Genomic DNA, 21984 nt, shown 5'->3' on the forward strand with positions numbered 1-21984 from the left:
CTTTTCACGGGACTTTCCGGTCTTTTAAAAACGGCCCGGCTTGAGCATTCAAAACTGGTAGGTCAGTTAATAGAACTGGGGCAGGATGAGGACTGGGAAGCAATCATAGACATTTTAAAAGAAAACAGCCGTAGCCTCGAGGATATCCAGATTCGGTACGAGAAAGGAACACGGTGGGTTTCCTGCTGGAACGAAGTTCACATCTCTCAGGAAGCGGCGGGTAACCCGTGGAAGGAGGGCGGAGTGTACCTGATTACCGGCGGTGCCGGTGGATTGGGACTCATTTTTTCCAGAGAGATTACGGATAAAGTCCATAAAGCTGTCTTGATTTTAACGGGGCGTTTCGCGCTGGATGAGGGCAAACGGGCTGAGATAAAGAAAATGGAGGCATTAGGGGCACGAATCATATACAGACAGGTCGATGTGACTCAGGAGCAGGCGGTGACCGATTTAATCCAGGAAATTCAGGAGGAATTCGGAAACATCAATGGCATCATTCACAGTGCAGGTGTCATTCGCGACAACCGCATACTCCAAAAAAATAGCGAGGAGATGCTGGAGGTTCTCGCTCCCAAAGTATTAGGGACAGTGAATCTGGATCAGGCGAGCAAGAACCTGCCGCTTGACTTCTTTATTCTATTTTCGTCTGTAGCCGGAGGATTAGGTAATCAGGGACAGGCAGACTATTCTGCAGCTAATGCGTTTATGGATGCTTATGCCGGATACCGGAACACTCTGATAGCATCTAAGCAGCGACAGGGTCAAACGCTATCCATCAATTGGCCGCTATGGAAAGAGGGTGGGATGCGTATTGATGAGGAGACGGAGAAGCTGGTAAGGCAGCGTACAGGCATGAGCGGCATGTCAACCTCTTCCGGCATTCAGGCCTTGTACCGTGGCATGATCGCAGGCGTTGATCAGGTTATGGTGATGGAAGGCAATCTTGCAAAAATGAAGAAAACCATGGGGTTAATCACGACTCCAGAGACTAGGCAGCCTGAAAAGGTGACAGGAATTTCAGAAGCTTCCTCTGAAAGCAATGTCGTACCAGATCTGCTGGACAAAGTGCAGGCCGCGATGATACAGGCTGTGTCAAAATTGCTGAAAGTCAAACTTGAAGATATTGATGCACATGTAGAAATGAGTGAGTATGGCTTCGATTCCATCCTGCTCACACAATTTACCAACAACATCAATCACTCATACCGGCTTGAGCTGACGCCGGACATATTTTTTGAATACACAACGATTCATGACTTCACCAGATATTTGGTGGACGAATATGATGCCGTGCTTGGCGAGCAGTTTGCCGTGCATGCCCGGACTGAGCCTGCTGTGCAGGCCGTGGAGGATGGTAGGGAAGACAGTACCCGCGGTAGACGGCAGCGTTTCCGGTTTGCAGGCGGGAATGTGTTGTCCAATCCGCAACTGACTCAGGCTGCTCCTGAACCCATTGCCATCGTGGGAATGAGCGGTGTATTTCCCATGGCCCGGGATGTGGATGAGTTTTGGAAAAATCTTGAGGAAGGCAGGGACTGTATCACTGAAATCCCTGAAGATCGCTGGGATTGGAAGACGTATTACGGTGACCCTGAGCAGGAGGCCAATAAAACAAACATCAAGTGGGGCGGGTTTATTGACGGGATCTATGAGTTTGACCCGCTATTCTTTGGAATTTCACCGCGGGAAGCCGCACTCATGGACCCGCAGCAACGTCTGTTGATGACCTATATCTGGAAGGCGATTGAAGATGCAGGCATTCAGGCAGGGAGTCTATCGGGAACCCGCACAGGAATCTTTGTAGGTACCGCGAACAGCGGCTACAGCGGTATGATCTATCAGGGAAATGTGGGTGTCGAGGCGTATTCCTCCAGCGGTATGGCACCGTCTGTTGGGCCCAATCGAATGAGCTATTTCCTTAATATTCATGGTCCGAGCGAGCCTGTCGAAACGGCTTGCTCCAGTTCACTGGTGGCCATTCACCGGGCCGTTAGGGCCATAGAGGATGGAAGCTGCGAGATGGCGATTGCGGGTGGTGTTAATGTGATTATCACACCTGAACTCCATATCAGCTTTAACAAAGCAGGGATGCTGTGTGAGGACGGTCGATGCAAAACCTTCTCCAATAAGGCCAATGGCTACGTGCGTGGTGAAGGGGCCGGCATGCTTTTTCTGAAAAAGCTGAAGGATGCAGAGAAGGATGGAGACCATATTTACGGTGTGATTCGGGGTACTGCCGTCAATCACGGAGGCCGGGCCAATTCCCTGACAGCTCCTAATCCGAGGGCTCAGGCGGATGTGTTGGTAAATGCATATACAAAGGCCGGAATCGACCCAAGGACTGTCTCCTACATTGAGGCCCACGGGACAGGCACCGAGCTGGGCGATCCGATTGAAATTAACGGACTGAAAGCAGCTTTCAAAGAGCTTTATGAGAATACAGAAGGGCCCGGAATCACAGAATCCCATTGCGGATTGGGCTCGGTGAAGACCAATATCGGACATCTGGAACTGGCTTCTGGAATCGCAGGCGTCATAAAAGTACTGCTTCAGTTAAAGCATAAAAAGCTGGTCAAAAGCCTTCATTGTGATGCAATTAATCCTTATATAAAACTTGAAGGCAGTCCGTTCTATATCGTTCAGGAGGCGCAGGAGTGGAAGCCACAGCGGGATACTCTAGGGGAAAATATTCCTCGGAGAGCAGGTGTTAGCTCCTTTGGATTCGGGGGTGCCAATGCCCATTTGGTAATCGAAGAATATATTCCTGGAAAGCAGGAGCAGAATTCTATTACCCGTACCACCCCAAAATCGGCTATTGTGGTGCTGTCAGCCAAGAGTGAAGGACAACTGCAAGAGCAAGCGCAGCTATTACTAGCTGCAATCGGGGAGCATCCGTTCACAGACAGCAGTCTGGTAGATATAGCGTATACCCTTCAGGTGGGGCGCGAAGCGATGGAAGAACGTGTGGCTTTCGTTGCAGGCTCTCTCCGGGAGCTAGAAGAAAAATTAAAAGGATTTGTGGAAGGCCGGGATGGTATCCACGGCTTATACGTGGGACACGCCAAACGCCATAGAGAAGAAAATAGAGCTCGTGAAGACGGAGAGGGTGCGGGCACGGCGATTGATATGTTAGTTAGCGAAGGCAACTATGGCAAAATCGCTGACCTTTGGGTAAAAGGAGTCGTTATTGACTGGGCCCTGTTGTACGGAGAGGCTAAACCAAACCGTATCAGTCTGCCAACCTATCCCTTTGCCAAAGAACGATATTGCATAACCGATATCAATAAACGGACGGGAGCAAGCGGTGTTGTGCTGGAAAGGGAGACAGCAGTCGGCATTCATCCCCTACTTCAGCGCAATACGTCCAATATTTATGGACTGCAGTTCAGCTCCATTTTTACGGGGAAGGAATTTTTCCTGTCTGACCATGTGATAAGGGGGCAGAAGCTCTTGCCTGGAGTGGCCTACCTTGAAATGGCGCGGGCGGCAGTAGAGCAGGTTGCAGGATCTCCAGAAGACAAGTGGACGTCCATCCGGTTAAAAGATGTGGATTGGATCCGGCCTGTTGTGGTTGGGGAGGAGTCGGTAGACGTCAGTATTGGGCTCTATCCTCAAGATGGCGGGGAGATCGCCTATGAAATTTACAGCAAGTCTGGAGCAACGGACACGGAGCTGGTGGTGCATAGTGAAGGCAGGGCAGTAATTGTTCCGGTGGCAGAGATCCCTGCTATAGATATTAAAACCTTGCTGGAGCAGTGCAGTTTGGGCTCCTTTTCATCCCGTCAGTGCTATGAGGCGTTTGCGACGATGCAGGTGTCCTATGGGCCGGGACACCAGGGAATTGAGAAAATATATATCGGGGTTGGTCAAGCGCTTGCCAAGTTGTCCTTGCCTTCTTCCGTTTACCCTACGATGGAACATTTTGTGATGCACCCCAGTTTGATGGATTCCGCTCTTCAGGCGACGATAGGCTTGATTATGAGTGCGGGTGATCGCAAAGCTTCCATTAAGCCAGCTTTACCATTTGCATTGGAAGAATTGGTGGTGTTTAACAAATGTACATCAGAGATGTGGGCCTGGATCCGTAATAGTGAAGACAGCAGGCAAAATGGCTCGCTGCAAAAGTTAGATATCGATTTGTGTGACGAGCAGGGGAATGTTTGTGTGAGAATGAAGGGATTCTCATCACGAGTTGTTGAAGGAGGAACAGGGGGCCCAGATGAATGGACTGCACCTGAGACTTTGATGCTTGAGCCTGTGTGGGAAGAACAAGCGATTGCTCTGGAAGGAACAGCACCTGACTATCAACAGCATCTGGTAATTTTATGCGAACCGGGATATATTTCCGGGGAAATTATTGAATCGCAAATGAACGGGGTGCAGTGCCTCATTCTCCAATCCGAAGAGAAGAGCATTGATGCACGGTTTAGGACTTATGCGACACAGGTGTTTGAGGCAATTCAACATATTCTTAAAACGGAATCAAAAGGCAAAACATTGGTTCAGCTTGTCGTTCCGGTGCAGGATCACCAACAGGTATTCTCGGGACTTTCCGGACTCTTAAAAACAGCATGGCTGGAGAATCCAGTACTGGTTGGCCAGCTGATAGAAATGGATGTGGAGCAGGATTCAGCAGGTATGATAAATATCCTGCAAGAAAACAGTCGCAGCTCTATAGAACCACATATCCGCTATCAATCGGGTAGACGGCATGTTGCCGTATGGACGGAAATTAAAGCCTCCGGCGAAGTGATCAGCATTCCGTGGAAGGACAGGGGAGTATATTTGATTACCGGCGGAACTGGAAGTCTCGGTTTGATTCTTGCCGAAGAAATTACACGACAGGCCAGGGATATTGCTTTAATTCTTGTCGGACGCTCCCCGCTTCGTGGTGACACCAAAGCAAGGATTGAGGAGATAGAGGCTTTAGGTGCAAGAGTAGTATTCCGGCAAGCCGATGTCGCCAATAAAAGGGTGGTTGAAGATTTGATTCGGGATATTCAAGAAGAGTTTGGGAAACTGGACGGAATTGTGCACAGCGCAGGAATGGTTAGCGATAATTTCATTATTAAAAAAACACGGGAGGAATTGCAAAACGTTTTGGCACCAAAGGTTACGGGCTTGGTGAATCTGGATCAGGCTTGTAAGGAAATTCCGCTGGACTTCTTCATCCTTTTTTCATCCGTTGCAGGGAGCCTCGGGAATATAGGACAGGCTGACTATGCTGCTGCCAATGCCTTTATGGACGCCTATGCCAAGTACCGCAGTACGCTGGTAGAGCGAGCACAACGCCAGGGGCGGACGATTTCAGTCAATTGGCCGCTCTGGAAAGAAGGCGGAATGCGTATTGATGGGGAAACAGAAAAGATCATGGAAGGGATGGGGATGTTTGCAATGGAGACGGGTGCAGGAATTCGGGCTTTGTATCAGAGCCTGGCTTCCGAAAAGAATCAAGTCATGGTGTTGGAAGGGCATGCCAGTCAGCTAAGAGAAACGCTCCTACAGCAACCGTCCCTGAATCAGACTGGAGATGCCTCCTCTATGATAAGGGAAAGCGAGATGGGTTCGGTCATCGGACAAGACCTGCTTGCCGAAAAAGCGGCAAATTATTTAAAGCAATTGCTCGCTACATCCATCAGGCTACCGGCAAGGCAGATTGAAACTGATGCCCCTATGGAGAAGTATGGCATTGATTCCATTATGATTAAACAGCTAACCCGTGAGTTGGAGAAAACGTTTGGAACACTGCCCAAAACCTTATTTTTTGAATACCAGAATATCCAGGAATTGACCCAATATTTCCTCAAAGTCCACCAGAAGCAGCTGATTAAATTACTTGGAATCGAGACAGAGGACGCTACGAAAGATTTCAAGCCTTCTACGGTGGAAAACGACCCGGTAAGGTCACTTTCTAATAGTCGGAAGCAATCGCGTTTCATGCCAGTTCAGGCAAGTTTCCAACCGCAACCGGAAAGAGCAGGCGGATCGGAGGAAATTGCCATTATCGGTTTGTCGGGCATGTATCCCGATGCAGAAAATATCCGGGAATTCTGGAACAATCTGCGCGATGGGAAGGATTGCATTACGGAAATCCCCAAAGATCGCTGGGATCACAGTATGCACTTTGACGAGGACAGGGACCAGTCCGGAAAAACTTACAGCAAGTGGGGAGGCTTTATTAAAGGTGTGGATCAGTTTGACCCCATGTTTTTCAATATCTCTCCTAGAGAAGCACAGATCATCGATCCTCAGGAGCGCCTATTCCTAAAATGCGTCTATGAAACGATAGAGGATGCAGGCTATACCCGGGAAGCGCTTGGACTGGAGCGGGGCCTGGGGCAGGATAGGAATGTAGGTGTTTTTGTCGGGGTCATGTATGAAGAATACCAACTTTATGGAGCACAGGAACAAGCTAGGGGCAGAATGATTGCCGTTCCTGGCAATCCGGCTTCCATTGCAAACCGGGTATCTTATTTCTGTAACTTCCACGGTCCGAGCATGGCTGTGGACACCATGTGCTCTTCTTCATTGACGACCATTCATCTGGCCTGCCAAAGCTTGCAACAAGGCGAGTGTGAGCTTGCCATTGCTGGCGGCGTCAATGTATCCATTCATCCGAACAAATACCTGATGCTTGGGCAAGGCAGGTTTGTATCGAGTAAAGGACGGTGCGAAAGCTTTGGACAAGGCGGAGATGGATATGTGCCGGGAGAAGGCGTAGGAGCTGTACTGCTCAAACCACTGGCCAAAGCTATTGCAAATGGCGATCATATATATGGGGTCGTAAAGGGGACCTCGGTGAATCATGGAGGGAAGACAAACGGATTCTCAGTTCCGAATCCCCATGCGCAGGCCAGTGTCATTGGAAGGGCATTTAAGAAAGCAGGAATTAACCCCAGAACCATCAGTTACATCGAAGCGCATGGCACTGGGACATCCTTAGGTGACCCCATTGAAATCGCCGGATTGCAAAAAGTGTTCCAGGAATATACGGAGGATAAGCAGTTTTGCGCAATCGGATCAGCAAAATCAAATATTGGGCATTGTGAGAGCGCGGCAGGGATTGCCGGAGTTACAAAGGTGCTCCTTCAGCTCAAATACGGACAAATCGTGCCCTCGCTGCATTCAAAAACACTAAACCCGAATATCGATTTTAGCGATAGTCCTTTTATAGTTCAGCAGGAGCTGGGAGAGTGGAAAAGACCCGTCGTCACAATGAATGGGAAGACGGTTGAATACCCAAGAATCGCAGGTATTTCCTCCTTTGGCGCCGGAGGCTCCAACGCACATGTGCTTATTGAGGAATATATCCCTGAGGAACAGGAGACTAGACAGGCTACCACTTCACTGCAAAATCCTTTAATGATCGTGCTGTCGGCGAGGAATAAAGAGCGACTGGATGAACAGGTACAAAGGCTGCTGGCTGAACTCAAAGAGCCGGAATACTCGCAAACCAGCCTGGAGGATATAGCATTTACTCTGCAGGTGGGACGGGAAGCCATGGAAGAACGGTTAGCAGTTATAGTTAAGTCTACCCGTGAACTTACAGGAAAGCTCGAGAGCTTTTTAGCGGGGGATGAGAATATTGACGGGCTATATTGGGGTCAGGCAAAGAAGAATAAAGACATCCTAGCTGTTCTTGAGGCGGACGAAGACATGGCAAAAATGGTGGATAGTTGGATAAGCAAGGGTAAGTATACAAAGCTGGCGGAGCTTTGGGTTAAGGGGCTGCTCTTCGATTGGACTAGACTTTATGAGAATACCAGCCCTCGTCGGATTAGTCTGCCAACTTATCCATTTGCCAAGGAGAGCTATTGGATCTTCGCGCGTGGGGGCGAATCCCGGGACGTCGAGGCGGAATCTCCTGTAGCCGAGGTGTCGGTACAAGAGCTCGTTTCCAGCCCTCCTGCAGTTAACCATAGCAACGATAATGTGCAGAGACAGACTTTGGCGAAAGTACCTGAAAAACCGCAGGGCATTTTGCTGAGCTCCGTTTCCAACATCCAGATGGTAGCAGATAAGCCGGAGAAGTCAGCCGCGCTGGCAGAATCCAAGCCTGCCCCGCCGCAACCTGAGGCCAAGCCTTCTTCGTCGCCGCCCGCTGCCAGGGATGAGGCAAAGCGGTCGACATATGCGCCAACGGCTGTACGGATAGAAACATTGGAGAAGGAACTGGTAGAAAGTCTTGCGAAATCCCTGAGTATGAATGAAAAGGATATTGGCCGGGACGATCAATTTATTGATATGGGGCTGGACTCTATTATAGGTGTAGAGTGGGTGCAGGCTGTGAATAAACGCTTTGGAACAGCTATTCCAGCAACCAGAGTGTACGATTATCCTAACATTAAAGAATTCTCCAAATTTTTGGCAAAGGAATTGAACAAGTCGGCGGGAGATACAAATCAGGCTTCTACAGAGCCGAAGCCTAAGCAGCCCATGCAAGCCTTGATACAGAAAGTACTGCAGGGTGAGTTGGATTTTGAACAGGCCGACCAGTTATTCAACCAATTACACTCGTAGACAGCCAACACAATATTTGTCCTATTTCATACAGCTAGGAGGACATGTTTATGGATTCAAAAGATATTTTTCGTGCGGTGCAAGCAGGGGAAATAAATTATGAAGATGCTGAAAAACAATTGCTTCAATTTATTGGCGAGCTCCCGGATGAATCATTGGAAGCCAGTCCACAGGAATTATCAGAAAGAATGGCTTTCACGTTGCAACCATTGGACAGCTTCCACACGCCGGAGGATGGGGAGGAGATAAGCCCCCCCAAAATAAAGGTACAGTCTGTGGTTGAATTGCAGGAATTTGAGCACGGGATTGTCTTATTGAAAATGAAGGACACGGCGCACAAAAATACATTTTCCGATGAACTGATTATTGGCCTGAATCAGGCGTTTGAGACAGTGCAGGCTAACGAGAATTATAAAGTTGTGATTCTGACGGGATATGACACCTACTTTGCCACAGGAGGCACCCAAGAGGGATTGCTGGCTATCCATGAGGGAAAGGCAAAATATAGCGATACCAATGTTTACAAGATTGCTTTGGATTGCAAGCTGCCCGTCATCGCTGCTATGCAGGGACATGGGATTGGTGCTGGCTGGTGCATGGGGATGTTTTGCGATTTTATCGTGATGAGTCGGGAAAGCATCTATACTACTAACTTTATGAAGTACGGCTTTACCCCCGGAGCGGGTTCAACCCTGATTTTCCCTGAGAAATTCGGGGTTAGTATGGCACAGGAAATTTTATTTACAGGTACTAGATATAGCGGTTCGGAACTGGAAACCAAAGGGGTTCCTTTTCCGGTTGTACCGAGGAATGAAGTAGTGCCATACGCCATGCAGTTGGCAAGAAAACTGTCCGAGTCTCCCAGGGAGTCATTAATTGAGCTGAAAAACCATATGGCTCAATCGATAAGAGAAAAGCTGGCGGCTACTATTGAAAAAGAAATAAAAATGCAGGATAAAACGTTTGTGAATCAGCAAGAAGTTAAAGAACGGATTCAATTCGCCTATGGACAGCTGCCGAATAGCAATGATTCCCACAAAACGGTCAAGCATATTGATTCTAAAAAAGCTATGCCAGATATGCCGCGCGGTCAGGAACATAAGGAGTCTATCGCGATTATTGGTATGGCAGGGCAATTCCCCGAATCCAAGACTTTGGCTGAATTTTGGGACAATCTGGCTCAGGGAAGGGATTGTATATCGGAAATCCCTTCAACGCGATGGTCAATCGATGAATATTACGATACCGATCCCAAGGCTCAGGGAAAAACCTATAGCAAATGGATGGGTGTTTTAGAGGATGTAGATAAATTTGACCCGTTGTTCTTTAATATATCCCCTGCTGAAGCAGAGATGATGGACCCTCAACAGCGCCTGTTTCTTGAAAGCAGCTGGAAATGCATTGAAGATGCCGGATTGAATCCAGCCTCACTGTCGGAGAGCCGATGCGGTGTTTTTGTAGGTTGTGCAGCCAGTGATTATGGGAGGTCCATGAGTGGGCAGGGGTTAAATGCGCAGGTTCTCATGGGAGGGGCTCCTTCAATTCTATCCGCTCGGATTTCGTATCTGCTAAATTTGAAAGGTCCTTCTTTGGCTATTGATACCGCGTGCTCTTCCTCTCTGGTGGCCATTGCTGAAGCCTGCAACAGTCTCCTTTTAGAAACAAGTGACCTTGCTTTGGCAGGCGGAGTCATGATTATGGCTGGTCCGGGAATGCATGTTATGACTAGCAAGGCAGGAATGCTGTCCAAGGATGGACGGTGCTTTACCTTTGATGCCCGTGCAAACGGGTTTGTCCCCGGAGAAGGAGTTGGGGTCATTTTATTAAAACGGCTCTCTGATGCAGTCAGAGACAAGGACTCCATATATGGAGTTATTCGGGGATGGGGAATGAACCAGGATGGAAAAACCAACGGAATAACTGCCCCAAGTGTAAATTCACAAATCTCGCTGGAAAAAGACGTATATCGACGGTTTAACATTCATCCCGAAACCATCTCCATGATCGAGGCTCACGGGACAGGAACAAAGCTGGGTGATCCTATCGAGGTGGAGGGACTTACGGAATCATTCCGATCCTATACAAGCAAGAAGGGCTATTGCGCATTGGGGTCACTGAAAAGCAATATGGGTCATATGATGACTGCGGCCGGGGTGGCCAGTGTGATGAAAGTGCTGCTGGCCATGAAGCACCGCCAATTGCCGCCTACCATCCATTTCGAATCCTTAAATGAGCATATTTCTCTGGAGAATAGCCCGTTCTACATTAACACCGGTCTACAAAGTTGGGAGCCCGAACCGGGAGTACCCCGGCGTGCGGGCGTAAGTTCCTTCGGATTTAGCGGCACTAACGCTCATATGGTTATTGAAGAATATGTTCCTGTAGTCTCTGCGGTCAATCTACCCCCAGTGGGTAAAGACAACCCGGGACTATTTGTGCTGTCCGCTAAAAGTGAACAATCCTTGAAAACCTATGCAGCAGATATGATGAATTTTGTTAAGTTGCAAGAAAGCGTTAATCTGACGGACCTGACCTATACCTTGCAAGTGGGAAGAGAGGCTATGGACTGGCGTCTCGCGTTTTTGACGGATTCAAGAGAAAATCTGATAGATGAACTTGAACTTTTTATTAACGGAAGCTCGTCGGAAAAAGTGCTGATCGGCCGTGTGAACTATGCAGGTAGCGGAATCGAACTCTTGGATTCGGACGAAGACACCGGAACCCTGGTTCGGGCCTGGACTGAGAAGAAAAGACTTGATAAGGTAGCCAAATTGTGGGCCAATGGCGCAAGCATTGAATGGGACGCACTTTATGGAGATACCAAGCCCAGACGAATCAGTCTGCCGACCTATCCTTTTGAAAGGGCACGCTATTGGTTATCCGAAACAGACACTGGACAAGGCAGTGTAAATCTGGCTATGACTGCCCAAATTCATCCTTTATTGCATCAGAATATTTCCGACCTCTCCGGACAACGTTATAGCTCTACTTTTACAGGCCGGGAATTTTTCCTGTCAGACCACAGAATCAAGGGTCAACAAACATTACCCGGGGTGGCTTACCTCGAAATGGTGCGAGCAGCTGTAGAAGAGGCAGTGGGGGCCGTAGTAGAAGGTGAGACTCATATTCGGCTGAAAAATATCGTATGGGCTCGGCCTGTGGTTGTAGCAGACGAACTGGTGAGGGTACTCATCAGTCTATATCCCCAAGACAATGGAGAGATTGCGTTTGAAATATGTAGCGGCATGGAAGGAGCCGACGCCGAAGGGATTATACACAGTCAGGGAATGGCTGTGTTGGAGAGGGCTGGCGAGCTACAGTATCTGGACCTGAATGTCTTGCGGGCAGACTGTACCCGCACACCACTTTCTTCAAGCCAATGCTATGAAGCTTTCAGAGCCATGGGGATAGACTATGGACCCGCACACCGTGGCATTGAGGCAATCTTTCGAGGAAAGGATTACGTGCTGGCCAAGCTGTCCCTACCATCCGCTGTACTCCATACTCAAAGTGAATTTGTACTGCATCCAGCTTTGATGGATTCAACTTTGCAGGCCACAATCGGCTTGGTAATGAGTTCGGAAGAAAATTTGCCTGTAGGCAAGCCTGCGTTACCCTTTGCTTTGGAGGAACTGAAGATATCCGAAAAATGCACTCCAGAGATGTGGGCCCGGATCTCTCACGATGGCAGTGAAGAGACGTCGAATGGATTAAGTAAGGTGGATATTGATCTGTGCGATGAGACCGGAAAGATTTGCGTGCAGCTCAAAGGACTTTTATCCAGAGCGTTTGAAGGAGATATGGGGCAAGCCAGCATCACTGAGGATATGGGTACACTGATGCTTGAGCCTGTCTGGCAGGAGATGCCTGTCACCGCAGGGGTGAACGCAAACGAAGATATCCGGTATGTTGTGATCCTGTGTGAAGTGGATGGTATCGCCGGGGAGGATATTGAAGCCCGCATGGATGGTACTCGCTGCCTTGTTTTACAGTCCTCCAGCGCGGATATGGACGGTCGGTTTGAAGATTATACCATTCAGATATTTGAAGAATTGCAAAGTATCCTGCTAGACATACCCAAACAGAAAGTTTTGATACAGCTTGCAACCCACGCTCGGAAGGACCAACAGGTTTATTCCGGGCTTTTTGCAATGCTGAAAACCGCTCAAAAAGAAAATCCGAATGTCATGGGTCAGTTGCTTGAGCTTGATGTGGAGGATGATGTCGAAGGAATCATTGAGAAACTACAAGGGAACCGGAGTGGCCGGTATAACGAACGGATACGGTACCAAGGGGACAAACGACAGGCTTTAATATGGCAAGAAATTGAAGCCTTACGTGAAGATGCAGACCTGCCGTGGAGAGATGGTGGGATTTATCTCATTACTGGTGGCTTAGGCGGCCTCGGGCTTATTTTTGCCAGAGACATTGTGCGCAATGTGAAAAACTCCACCGTCGTATTGGTGGGTCGGTCATCACTTTCTGCGGACCAAAAGGCTCTGTTAAACGAACTGAGAGCGCTGGGTGGTCATATAGAGTACCAACAGGCGGATGTGGGCCACAACGAATCGGTTACCGGGCTAATTCATGGCATCGTCGAGCAATTTGGCGGCCTTAACGGTATTTTGCACACAGCCGGAGTGATTCGAGACAACTTCATCATCAAGAAGACTAAAGAAGAGGTTAGAGAAGTGCTGACTCCGAAGGTCTCAGGGGTGATGAATCTGGACCAGGCCAGCAGAGACCTGCCCCTGGATTTCTTTATCTTATTTTCTTCGGGCGCAGGAAGCCTTGGCAATGTAGGACAGGTTGACTACTCCGCTGCTAATGGCTTTATGGATGCTTATGCCTCCTATCGAAATGCTTTGGTGACAGCAAAGCAGCGCCAGGGGCAAACGCTGTCGATAAACTGGCCTCTGTGGAAGGATGGAGGTATGCATGTCGACCTGGAAACGGAAAGGGCGATGCAGGGCCTAGGCATGATTGCCATGCAAACGGAGAGTGGAATCAAAGCTTTGTATCAAAGTCTGTCTTCCGGCAGAAGTCAGGTTATGGTGATCGAAGGATATCCCCAAAGGATTAAAGCGGCAATTTTAGGCCAGCTCTCGGAAACTGATGTCTCAGGCCGATCTGTAATGGAAAGCGAGGGAGCACCGCTTATCGGAGAAGAATGGCTAAGGGAAAAAGCGGAGGGTTATTTGAAAACGGTACTTTCAACCGTGATCAAGCTGCCCGCTGAAAGTATAGATGTACATGCACCAATGGACAGGTATGGGATTGACTCCATACTGGTTATGCAGCTTACCAATGAATTGGAAAAGACTTTCGGCTCACTACCGAAAACATTATTTTTTGAATACCAAAATCTCCGGTCATTGACGGGTTATTTCCTTGAAACGTATCGCGGTCGGCTGATTGATGCTGTAGAAGCGACAGAGAAGAATACGGCTCCTGATGCAGGCCCGAAAGCACCTATAAAAGCAACCATAGAGCCTTTGACCTCGATATCGGCTAATCGTAGACGCCCATGGCTTCTCCCGACAGGTATACAGCCACATCAGGAGAAGAAGGCATTAGACATTGCAGTTATCGGCGTGTCAGGAAGATATCCGGGAGCACTAGGTATCCGAGAGTTCTGGGAAAACCTAAGGGATGGAAAGGATTGCATTACAGAGATTCCCAAGGGGCGCTGGGATCACAGTCTGTACTTTAATGAAACCAGAGGCAAGCCTGGGAAAACCTACAGCAAGTGGGGAGGATTCATCGATGGAGTGGACTGGTTTGACCCGTTGTTTTTCAATATTTCGCCAAGGGAAGCGGAAACGATGGACCCGCAGGAGCGCTTATTCCTGGAATGCGTTTATGAAACGATAGAGGATGCAGGTTATACGAGAGAAAGCCTTTGTGCAGAGCGGGAGCTTGGCGGCATAGAAGGCAATGTCGGGGTTTACGTTGGAGTGATGTACCATGAGTATCAACTCTATGGAGCCCAGGAACAAGCCAAGGGGAGGATGATTGGACTTTTCGGGAATGCCTCGGCGGTTGCCAACCGGGTATCATATTTTTGTAATTTTCAAGGGCCAAGTATCGCTGTAGATACCATGTGCTCCTCGTCACTGACATCCATTCATATGGCCTGTCATGGACTACAGCATGGAGAATGCGAACTGGCAGTAGCAGGAGGGGTCAACGTCTCCATCCATCCTAACAAATACCTATTGTTGGGACAGGGAAGTTTTGCATCAAGCAATGGGAGATGTGAAAGCTTCGGACAGGGAGACGGATATGTACCGGGAGAAGGAGTCGGAGCTTTGCTGCTCAAGCCATTAGCCAAAGCTATAGCAGACGGAGACCGGATATATGGAGTTATCAAAGGAACTGCAGTGAACCACGGGGGGAAAACCAACGGCTATACCGTACCTAACCCCAACGCACAGGCCAGTGTAATTGGTCAGGCAATTAAGGAGGCAGGAATCAACCCCAGAACCATCAGCTATATAGAAGCTCATGGTACAGGAACTCCACTGGGAGATCCGATTGAAATTGCAGGCTTACAAAAGGCTTTCCGTAAATATACCGGGGATAAGCAGTTCTGTTCAATCGGGTCGGCGAAGTCTAATATCGGGCATTGTGAGAGCGCTGCTGGTATCGCCGCGGTGACAAAGGTGCTTTTGCAGTTGAAATATAAACAAATCGTGCCCTCGCTACATGCAAGTACCTTAAATCCCAATATCGACTTCAGCGATAGTCCCTTTAAAGTTCAGCAGGGATTAGAAGAGTGGAAAAGACCTGTAGTTGCCATCAACGGTGAAACCAGAGAATACCCAAGGGCAGCAGGAGTGTCGGCTTTTGGTGCTGGGGGCTCTAACGCTCATGTGGTCATCGAAGAATATATTCCAGAAGAAGCTAGTCAGCAGCAAGCTGCTCCTACATCCCTGAATCCTGTCATGGTCGTGTTGTCGGCCAAAAATAAGGAAAGGCTGGACGAGCAGGTGCAAAGATTGCTGTCTGCAATCAGAGAACTGAATGACCCGTATACAAGTCTCTCAGATATCGCCTATACGCTGCAAATCGGGCGGGAAGCGATGGATGAACGTCTGGCGATCATTGCAAAATCCATCCAAGAACTTGATTGGAAATTGGAAGGCTTCCTGCAAAAAAAGGAAGGCGTAGAAGAACTGTATAGAGGACAGGTAAAGCGTAATAGAGGAGGGCTTGTCACTCAGGAAGTCGATGAAGATATGGCTAAAATGATTGATGCATGGGTGGACAAAGGGAAGTATGGAAAGCTCGCTGAACTTTGGGTTACGGGACTGATTTTGGATTGGAACAAGCTTTATGAGGATGTGAAGCCTCGTAGGATGAGTCTGCCAACCTATCCTTTTGCTAGGGAAAGCTATTGGATACCCGTACATGAGGGAAAGAGCGCCGCAATAACAGAAGCCGCTTCGTCCCAATCTTCCTTTTTGACACCTTTATTGCATCAGAACACTTCAGACTTTCTGGAGCAGCGGTTCAGTTCAACGTTTACAGGCGAGGAATTTTTCCTCAAGGATCATGTTGTGAAAGGCCAAAAGGTTCTGCCTGGCGTAGCCTATCTTGAGATGGTACGGGCGGCTGTAGAACGTTCCACAGGCGATATGGACAACAGCACAACAGGAATCCGTTTGAAAAATGTAAACTGGATTCGGCCCATTGTGGTGGACAACCAGCCAGTTCCTGTACACACCAGGCTATCCCTGGAAGACACCGGAAAAATCAGCTTTGAAGTGTATAGCGGGCAAGTAGGAAGCGAAAGAGGGCATACCGTGCATAGCCAAGGTGATGCGGTGCAGGTTTGCGTAGAGCAAAAACCGAGACTAAACCTTAAGGCGTTACAGACAGATTTTGGTCAACACAGGTTTAACGGATCGCAATGTTACGAAATCTTCGAGGAAATGGGAATGGATTATGGCCCGGCATACAGATGTGTGGAGAAGGTATATACACATCCGGGCAGGGTGCTAGCCGAGCTGGCATTGCCTTCCTTCATTTCTAATATGGCGGACAGCTTGGTCCTTCACCCCAGCTTGCTGGATTCGGCCTTGCATGCATCCATCGGGTTAATCATGGGCCAAGAGAACGGAGGGCTACCGGGTAGCGCTGTACCAGCTACGCCTCATATGCCGTTTGCCCTCCAAGAGATTGAGATTTATGGGGCATGCACCCCGACCATGTGGTCGTTGATTCAATACAGCGAGGGCAGCAAGAAAGAAGACAAGGTACAGAAGCTTAATATTGACTTGTGTGATGAGGAAGGAACTATTTTCGTCAGAATAACAGGATTATCCACCCGGGCGCTGGACGGAGAAGTCGTCATTGAAAATGCACAAGGCGCAGCGGCAGGAGAAAGTGCCGCCGATCCGCTTGTGGGATCTGTAATGCTCATCCCGAAATGGGACCCAGCTGCTATAAAAAAAGATGTCGTTTCCCCGTCATCGACAGACCGATTGGTCATTGCAGGTGGTACTGTCAAAGACAGACAGGCCATCCGGGAGTATTATCCTAGGGCGCATTTCTTGGAGCTTCAAGCGCACGATTCCATTGAAACAGTTGCCTCAAAGATAGAAGAATATGGAGCCGTTGACCATATTCTGTGGATTGCACCCTGTGCTCCCGTCGAATCGGTGATTGCCGAATCCTTGATCAAGGAACAGGAGCAGGGAGTCCTACTCTTCTTTAGAATGGTCAAAGCGATGCTTTTATTGGGATACGGGACGAAAAAGCTAGGCTGGACAACGATAACCAATCAAGCTCAGCCGATGGATCAGAACGATACAGTCAACCCGACTCACGCAAGTCTTCATGGGCTGGTAGGCACCATGGCCAAAGAATATCCGAACTGGAAAATCCGTATCCTTGACCTGCAATCCGATGATGACTGGCCGCTATCCGATATATTTACGCTGCCTTCGGACCGGCAAGGACGGATGTGGGTTTTCAGAAATGGACAGTGGTATCGGCAGCAATTGATTCCATTCAAACAGACTTCAGGTTTAAAAGGACAGACGCTATACAAAGCCAGAGGCGTCTATGTAGTCATCGGGGGCGCCGGCACTATCGGAGAGGCTTGGAGCAAGTATATGGCCTGTACCTACCAGGCCCAGATGGTGTGGCTAGGCAGAAGGCAAAAGGATGCCTCTATCCAGGCCAAACTGGACGGATTTGAAGGCCTGGGACCTGTTCCATGCTATATCACGGCGGATGTAGCAGACGAAAGGGAGCTGCAGCGGGCATATGAGGAAATAAAACAGCGGTACTCCAACATAAACGGAGTAGTCCACTCAGCCATTTCATTTTTGGAGAAGGGCTTGGAAGATTTGACGGAGGAAGAGCTCCGGTCAGGGCTTTCAGCAAAGGTTGATGTCAGTGTACGCATGGCTCAGGTCTTCCAAAATGAGCCGTTGGATTTCGTATTGTTCTTCTCTTCCATGATTACCTATGTAAAGAATCCGGGACAAAGTAGCTATGCTGCCGGAAGTACCTTTAAAGACGCGTTTGCGCATCGTCTTTCGCAGGAATGGCGTTGTCCGGTGAAGGTCATGAACTGGGGATATTGGGGGAGCGGCGAAAACAATGCCTCCGAAAATGGACGGCAGGAGGTAGAAAACTACTCCAGACTTGCGCAAATAGGTGTTGGGCTCATTGACCCGCAGGAGGGGATGGAGGCGCTTGAGACGCTTCTTGCCTCACCGATCGACCAAATGGGGCTTATGAAAACAACAAGACATCTGGAGATGGAAGGGACTAATCCGACAGAAGAGATTGATCTCTACCCGCCTAATTCGGATCCGAACCTCAGGGATATACAGGAAAATATTGCTACAGCAATACAATCAAGAAGCCATTTTATCGAAAATTATGCCGCAGACGATATGGGCGATCTCCAGGAAAGGGAGATGGAACATCTCCTACACAGGTTGTTGCGGGAGCAGCTCTTGTCCATGGGGTTATCAGGGACAGATCGTCAGTCTGTCGACGAGTTCAAAAATAAACTCGGACTTCCTGAGCTATATGGCAAATGGCTGAAAGAGAGCATGGAGATTTTGGCACAGATGGATAACGACCTATCAGGTAGAAACTCCAGCTTGACGGATCGAGATGATGTCTGGCAGGAATGGGAAGAGCGCAAGCGTACTTGGCTGCAATATCCGCAGATGAGAGCAAGGGTCAATTTGGTTGAGACAACGCTACGAGCTTTACCGGAAGTGCTTACCGGAAAATCGCCTGCGACCGAAATCATCTTCCCCAATTCCTCAATGGAACTAGTGGAAGGAATTTATAAGAATAATCTGGTTGTGGACTACTTTAATGAGGTACTTGCCGATACTACTGCCGCTTATATCCAGGAGAGGATTATGGCCGACGCCGCTGCGGAAATCAGAATTCTGGAAATCGGCGCGGGCACCGGAGGGACCAGTGCTACGCTATTCCTGAAATTACGCCCATATCGCAAACACATTCAGGAATATTGCTATACCGATATTTCCAAAGCCTTTTTGATGCACGCGGAAAAAGAGTATGGGCCGCATAATCCGTATCTCAGCTATCAGATTTTTAATGTTGAAGAACCTATTGCCGGGCAAGGTATTGAGACGGGGAAATATGATATTGTCATTGCCGCTAATGTGCTTCATACCGCAAAAGATATCCGTCAGGCATTACGTAATGCAAAAGCGGTTTTGAAAAGCAACGGCTTGCTCCTGCTCAATGAAATCACAGGTAGTAGCGTGTTTACCCACCTTACCTTCGGATTGCTAGATGGCTGGTGGGCGTATGAGGATCCGGAATGGCGTATTCCTGGATGCCCAGGGCTCCACCCTCAAATATGGGAAACCGTATTGGACAAAGAAGGTTTCCATGCAGCGTTCTTCCCGGCGCAAGAGGCGCATGATTGGGGCCAGCAGATTGTTGCAGCCCAAAGCGATGGCTTGGTTCGGCAAAAGCGACAGCACAAACGAAGATCAATATTGATAGAGAAAAGAACCGTAGAAACGGTATCAGTGAAACAACGAACTCAACCCAAAATAGAGGTAGCACAAGCAGAGGTAGAACATGTGCTGCGTGAAAAAAGTACGGCGTACTTTAAACATTTGCTTGGTGAGACGCTAAAAATGGAACCGGGAAGTATCGACTCAACGGTTGCCCTGGAAGAGTATGGAATTGACTCGATATTGGTAGTGCAAATCACAAATGTTTTGCGTGAAGTCATCGAGGATTTTGCCAGCACGCTGTTTTTTGAGTACAACACCATAGATGATCTAGTAGCATACCTTCTTCAAACGCAAAAGGACTCGTTGAAGAAGCTGGTAGGAATGAAGGAACAGGAGTTGACCGAAGAGACTTCCAGAGTTGAAGAGGGCCCTGCTTCGCAATTACTCGCTACTGTCCCAATGAGGTTTGACCGGGGAGGGCGTTTCCTTAAGCCTTCTGACAGCACAATGGAAAAGCCAACGACACGATCCTCCAATATCAGGGATGTTGCGATTGTTGGGATGTCAGGACGCTATCCGGGAGCTCGTAATATAGAGGAATATTGGAACAATCTAAGAGAAGGTAAAAATTGCATAACTGGAATTCCGAAAGACCGTTGGGATTGGAAGACCTACTTTGACCAAGAAAAAGGGAAAAGGGGCACAATCTATACGAAATCGGGTGGTTTTATCGAAGGCATTGATTTATTCGATCCGCTATTTTTCAAAATTTCTCCCGCAGAAGCCGAAACAATGGACCCGCAGGAAAGACTGTTCCTGGAAGCAGCATATGCAAGCATAGAGGATGCTGGGTATACCCCTGCCAATCTTTGTGAGAGTAGAAGAGTCGGTGTATTTGCAGGTGTTATGAACGGAAATTACGGTTTGGGACCTCAATATAATTCCATCTCGAACCGGGTTTCCTATCATTTGGATTTCCAAGGTCCGAGTATGTCCTTAGATACCGCTTGCTCTTCCTCATTGACGGCGATCCATTTGGCTTTGGAAAGTCTGTATAGCGGTACAAGCGAGTGTGCCATTGCCGGGGGAGTCAACTTAATTGTAGATCCTATCCACTATATCAAGCTGTCGGCTATGACGATGCTTTCTAAAACGGGTGAATGTAAGTCATTCGGAGACCAGGCAGATGGATTTGTCGACGGAGAGGGTGTCGGTGCGATTGTGTTGAAGCCGCTGGAGAAGGCCATTGCAGATGGCGACCATATTTATGGAGTTATCAAAGGGAGCATGCTAAATGCTTCAGGTAAAACCAGCGGTTATACAGTACCTAGCCCTCAAGCTCAATCCTGGTTGATTGAAAAGGCGCTCCAGCGTGCGGATGTTGATGCAAGGACAGTTAGTTATATTGAAGCCCACGGAACCGGTACAGCTCTGGGAGATCCTATTGAAATTGCAGGATTGACAAGGGCTTTCGAAAAATTCACAACGGATAAGCAGTTCTGCGCCATAGGGGCGGTCAAATCGAATATAGGCCATTGTGAGAGTGCAGCAGGCATTGCAGGAGTGACTAAAATATTGTTGCAGCTTAAGCACAGCCAGCTAGTACCATCCTTACATTCCAGGAAGTTGAACCCTGAAATTAATTTCAACAATACTCCATTTATCGTTCAGCAAAGCCTGGAGGAATGGAAGAGACCGGTAATTACAAGCGATGGAATCACAAAAGAATATCCAAGACGGGCTGGAATATCGTCTTTTGGTGCAGGCGGGGCAAACGCCCATATCGTGATTGAAGAGTATACTCCCGAGTATCAGGAACAGTCTGGAACAGAATCTGACTCTCAGGGACCTGCTATGATCGTATTGTCAGCCAAGAGCGAGGAGCAGCTTAAGGAAAAGGGACGGCAGTTGCTGAATGCTCTTCAGGGTCAGCTATCCTCCGCAAGCCTATCGGATATTGCCTACACGCTTCAGGTGGGACGCGAGGCGATGGAGGAGCGTTTAGCCGTACTTGTGGAATCTACCGCAGAGCTTGAGGAAAAATTAAAGAGTTTTGTGGATGGACGTCATAACATGCTCAACCTATATAGGGGACAGGCTAAACGCAACAGAGAATCGTTGTCTATTTTTTCGGGGGACGAAGACTTGCAACAAATGATCGATCTTTGGATTTCCAAAAAGAAATATACCAAGCTTTTGGAGCTGTGGGCCAAAGGGATAAATTTGGATTGGAAAAAACTTTACACAGGGAAGATGCCTCACCGTATCAGCCTGCCTACCTACCCTTTTGCTAAAGAGCATTACTGGACTTCTGAAAGCAAGGATCAAGTAAAAGCCTATGCATTATTTTCGCAAGGTGAGAGCGATGTAGACTTTGATGATATATTGTGCGGCAGACTCTTGGATGAAATGATGAACGATACCCTGTCTGTTGATGAGGCTGCCAGTGAAATCCTCAATATATGTATACGTAAATGAGAAGTTTCTACGT

General features: G+C 48.4%; 2 protein-coding genes (1 of these 2 running past the window's edge). Both read left to right on the plus strand.

Features of this window, described 5'->3' with window-relative positions; translation table 11 throughout:
• Window positions 1–8520 carry the final stretch of an SDR family NAD(P)-dependent oxidoreductase gene (locus ACUYLD_RS06130; protein WP_446674618.1) on the plus strand. The gene continues 11178 nt to the left of window position 1, outside the view, so 8520 of the gene's 19698 nt are visible here — the last part of the coding sequence; the start codon falls outside the window, past its left edge; its stop codon occupies window positions 8518–8520.
• A 50-nt stretch (window positions 8521–8570) separates the two neighbouring features.
• Window positions 8571–21971 (plus strand): SDR family NAD(P)-dependent oxidoreductase, encoded by a 13401-nt coding sequence (locus tag ACUYLD_RS06135; RefSeq protein WP_446674619.1) that lies wholly within the window; start codon window positions 8571–8573, stop codon window positions 21969–21971.
• The last annotated feature ends 13 nt before the right edge of the window (window positions 21972–21984 follow it).

The sequence above is a fragment of the Paenibacillus sp. SER-28 genome (genome assembly GCF_052906305.1).

Coding starts and splice junctions, on each gene's coding strand:
- ACUYLD_RS06135 (WP_446674619.1), top strand. CDS start 8,571: ATGGATTCAAAAGATATTTTTCGTGCGGTGCAAGCAGGGGAAATAAAT.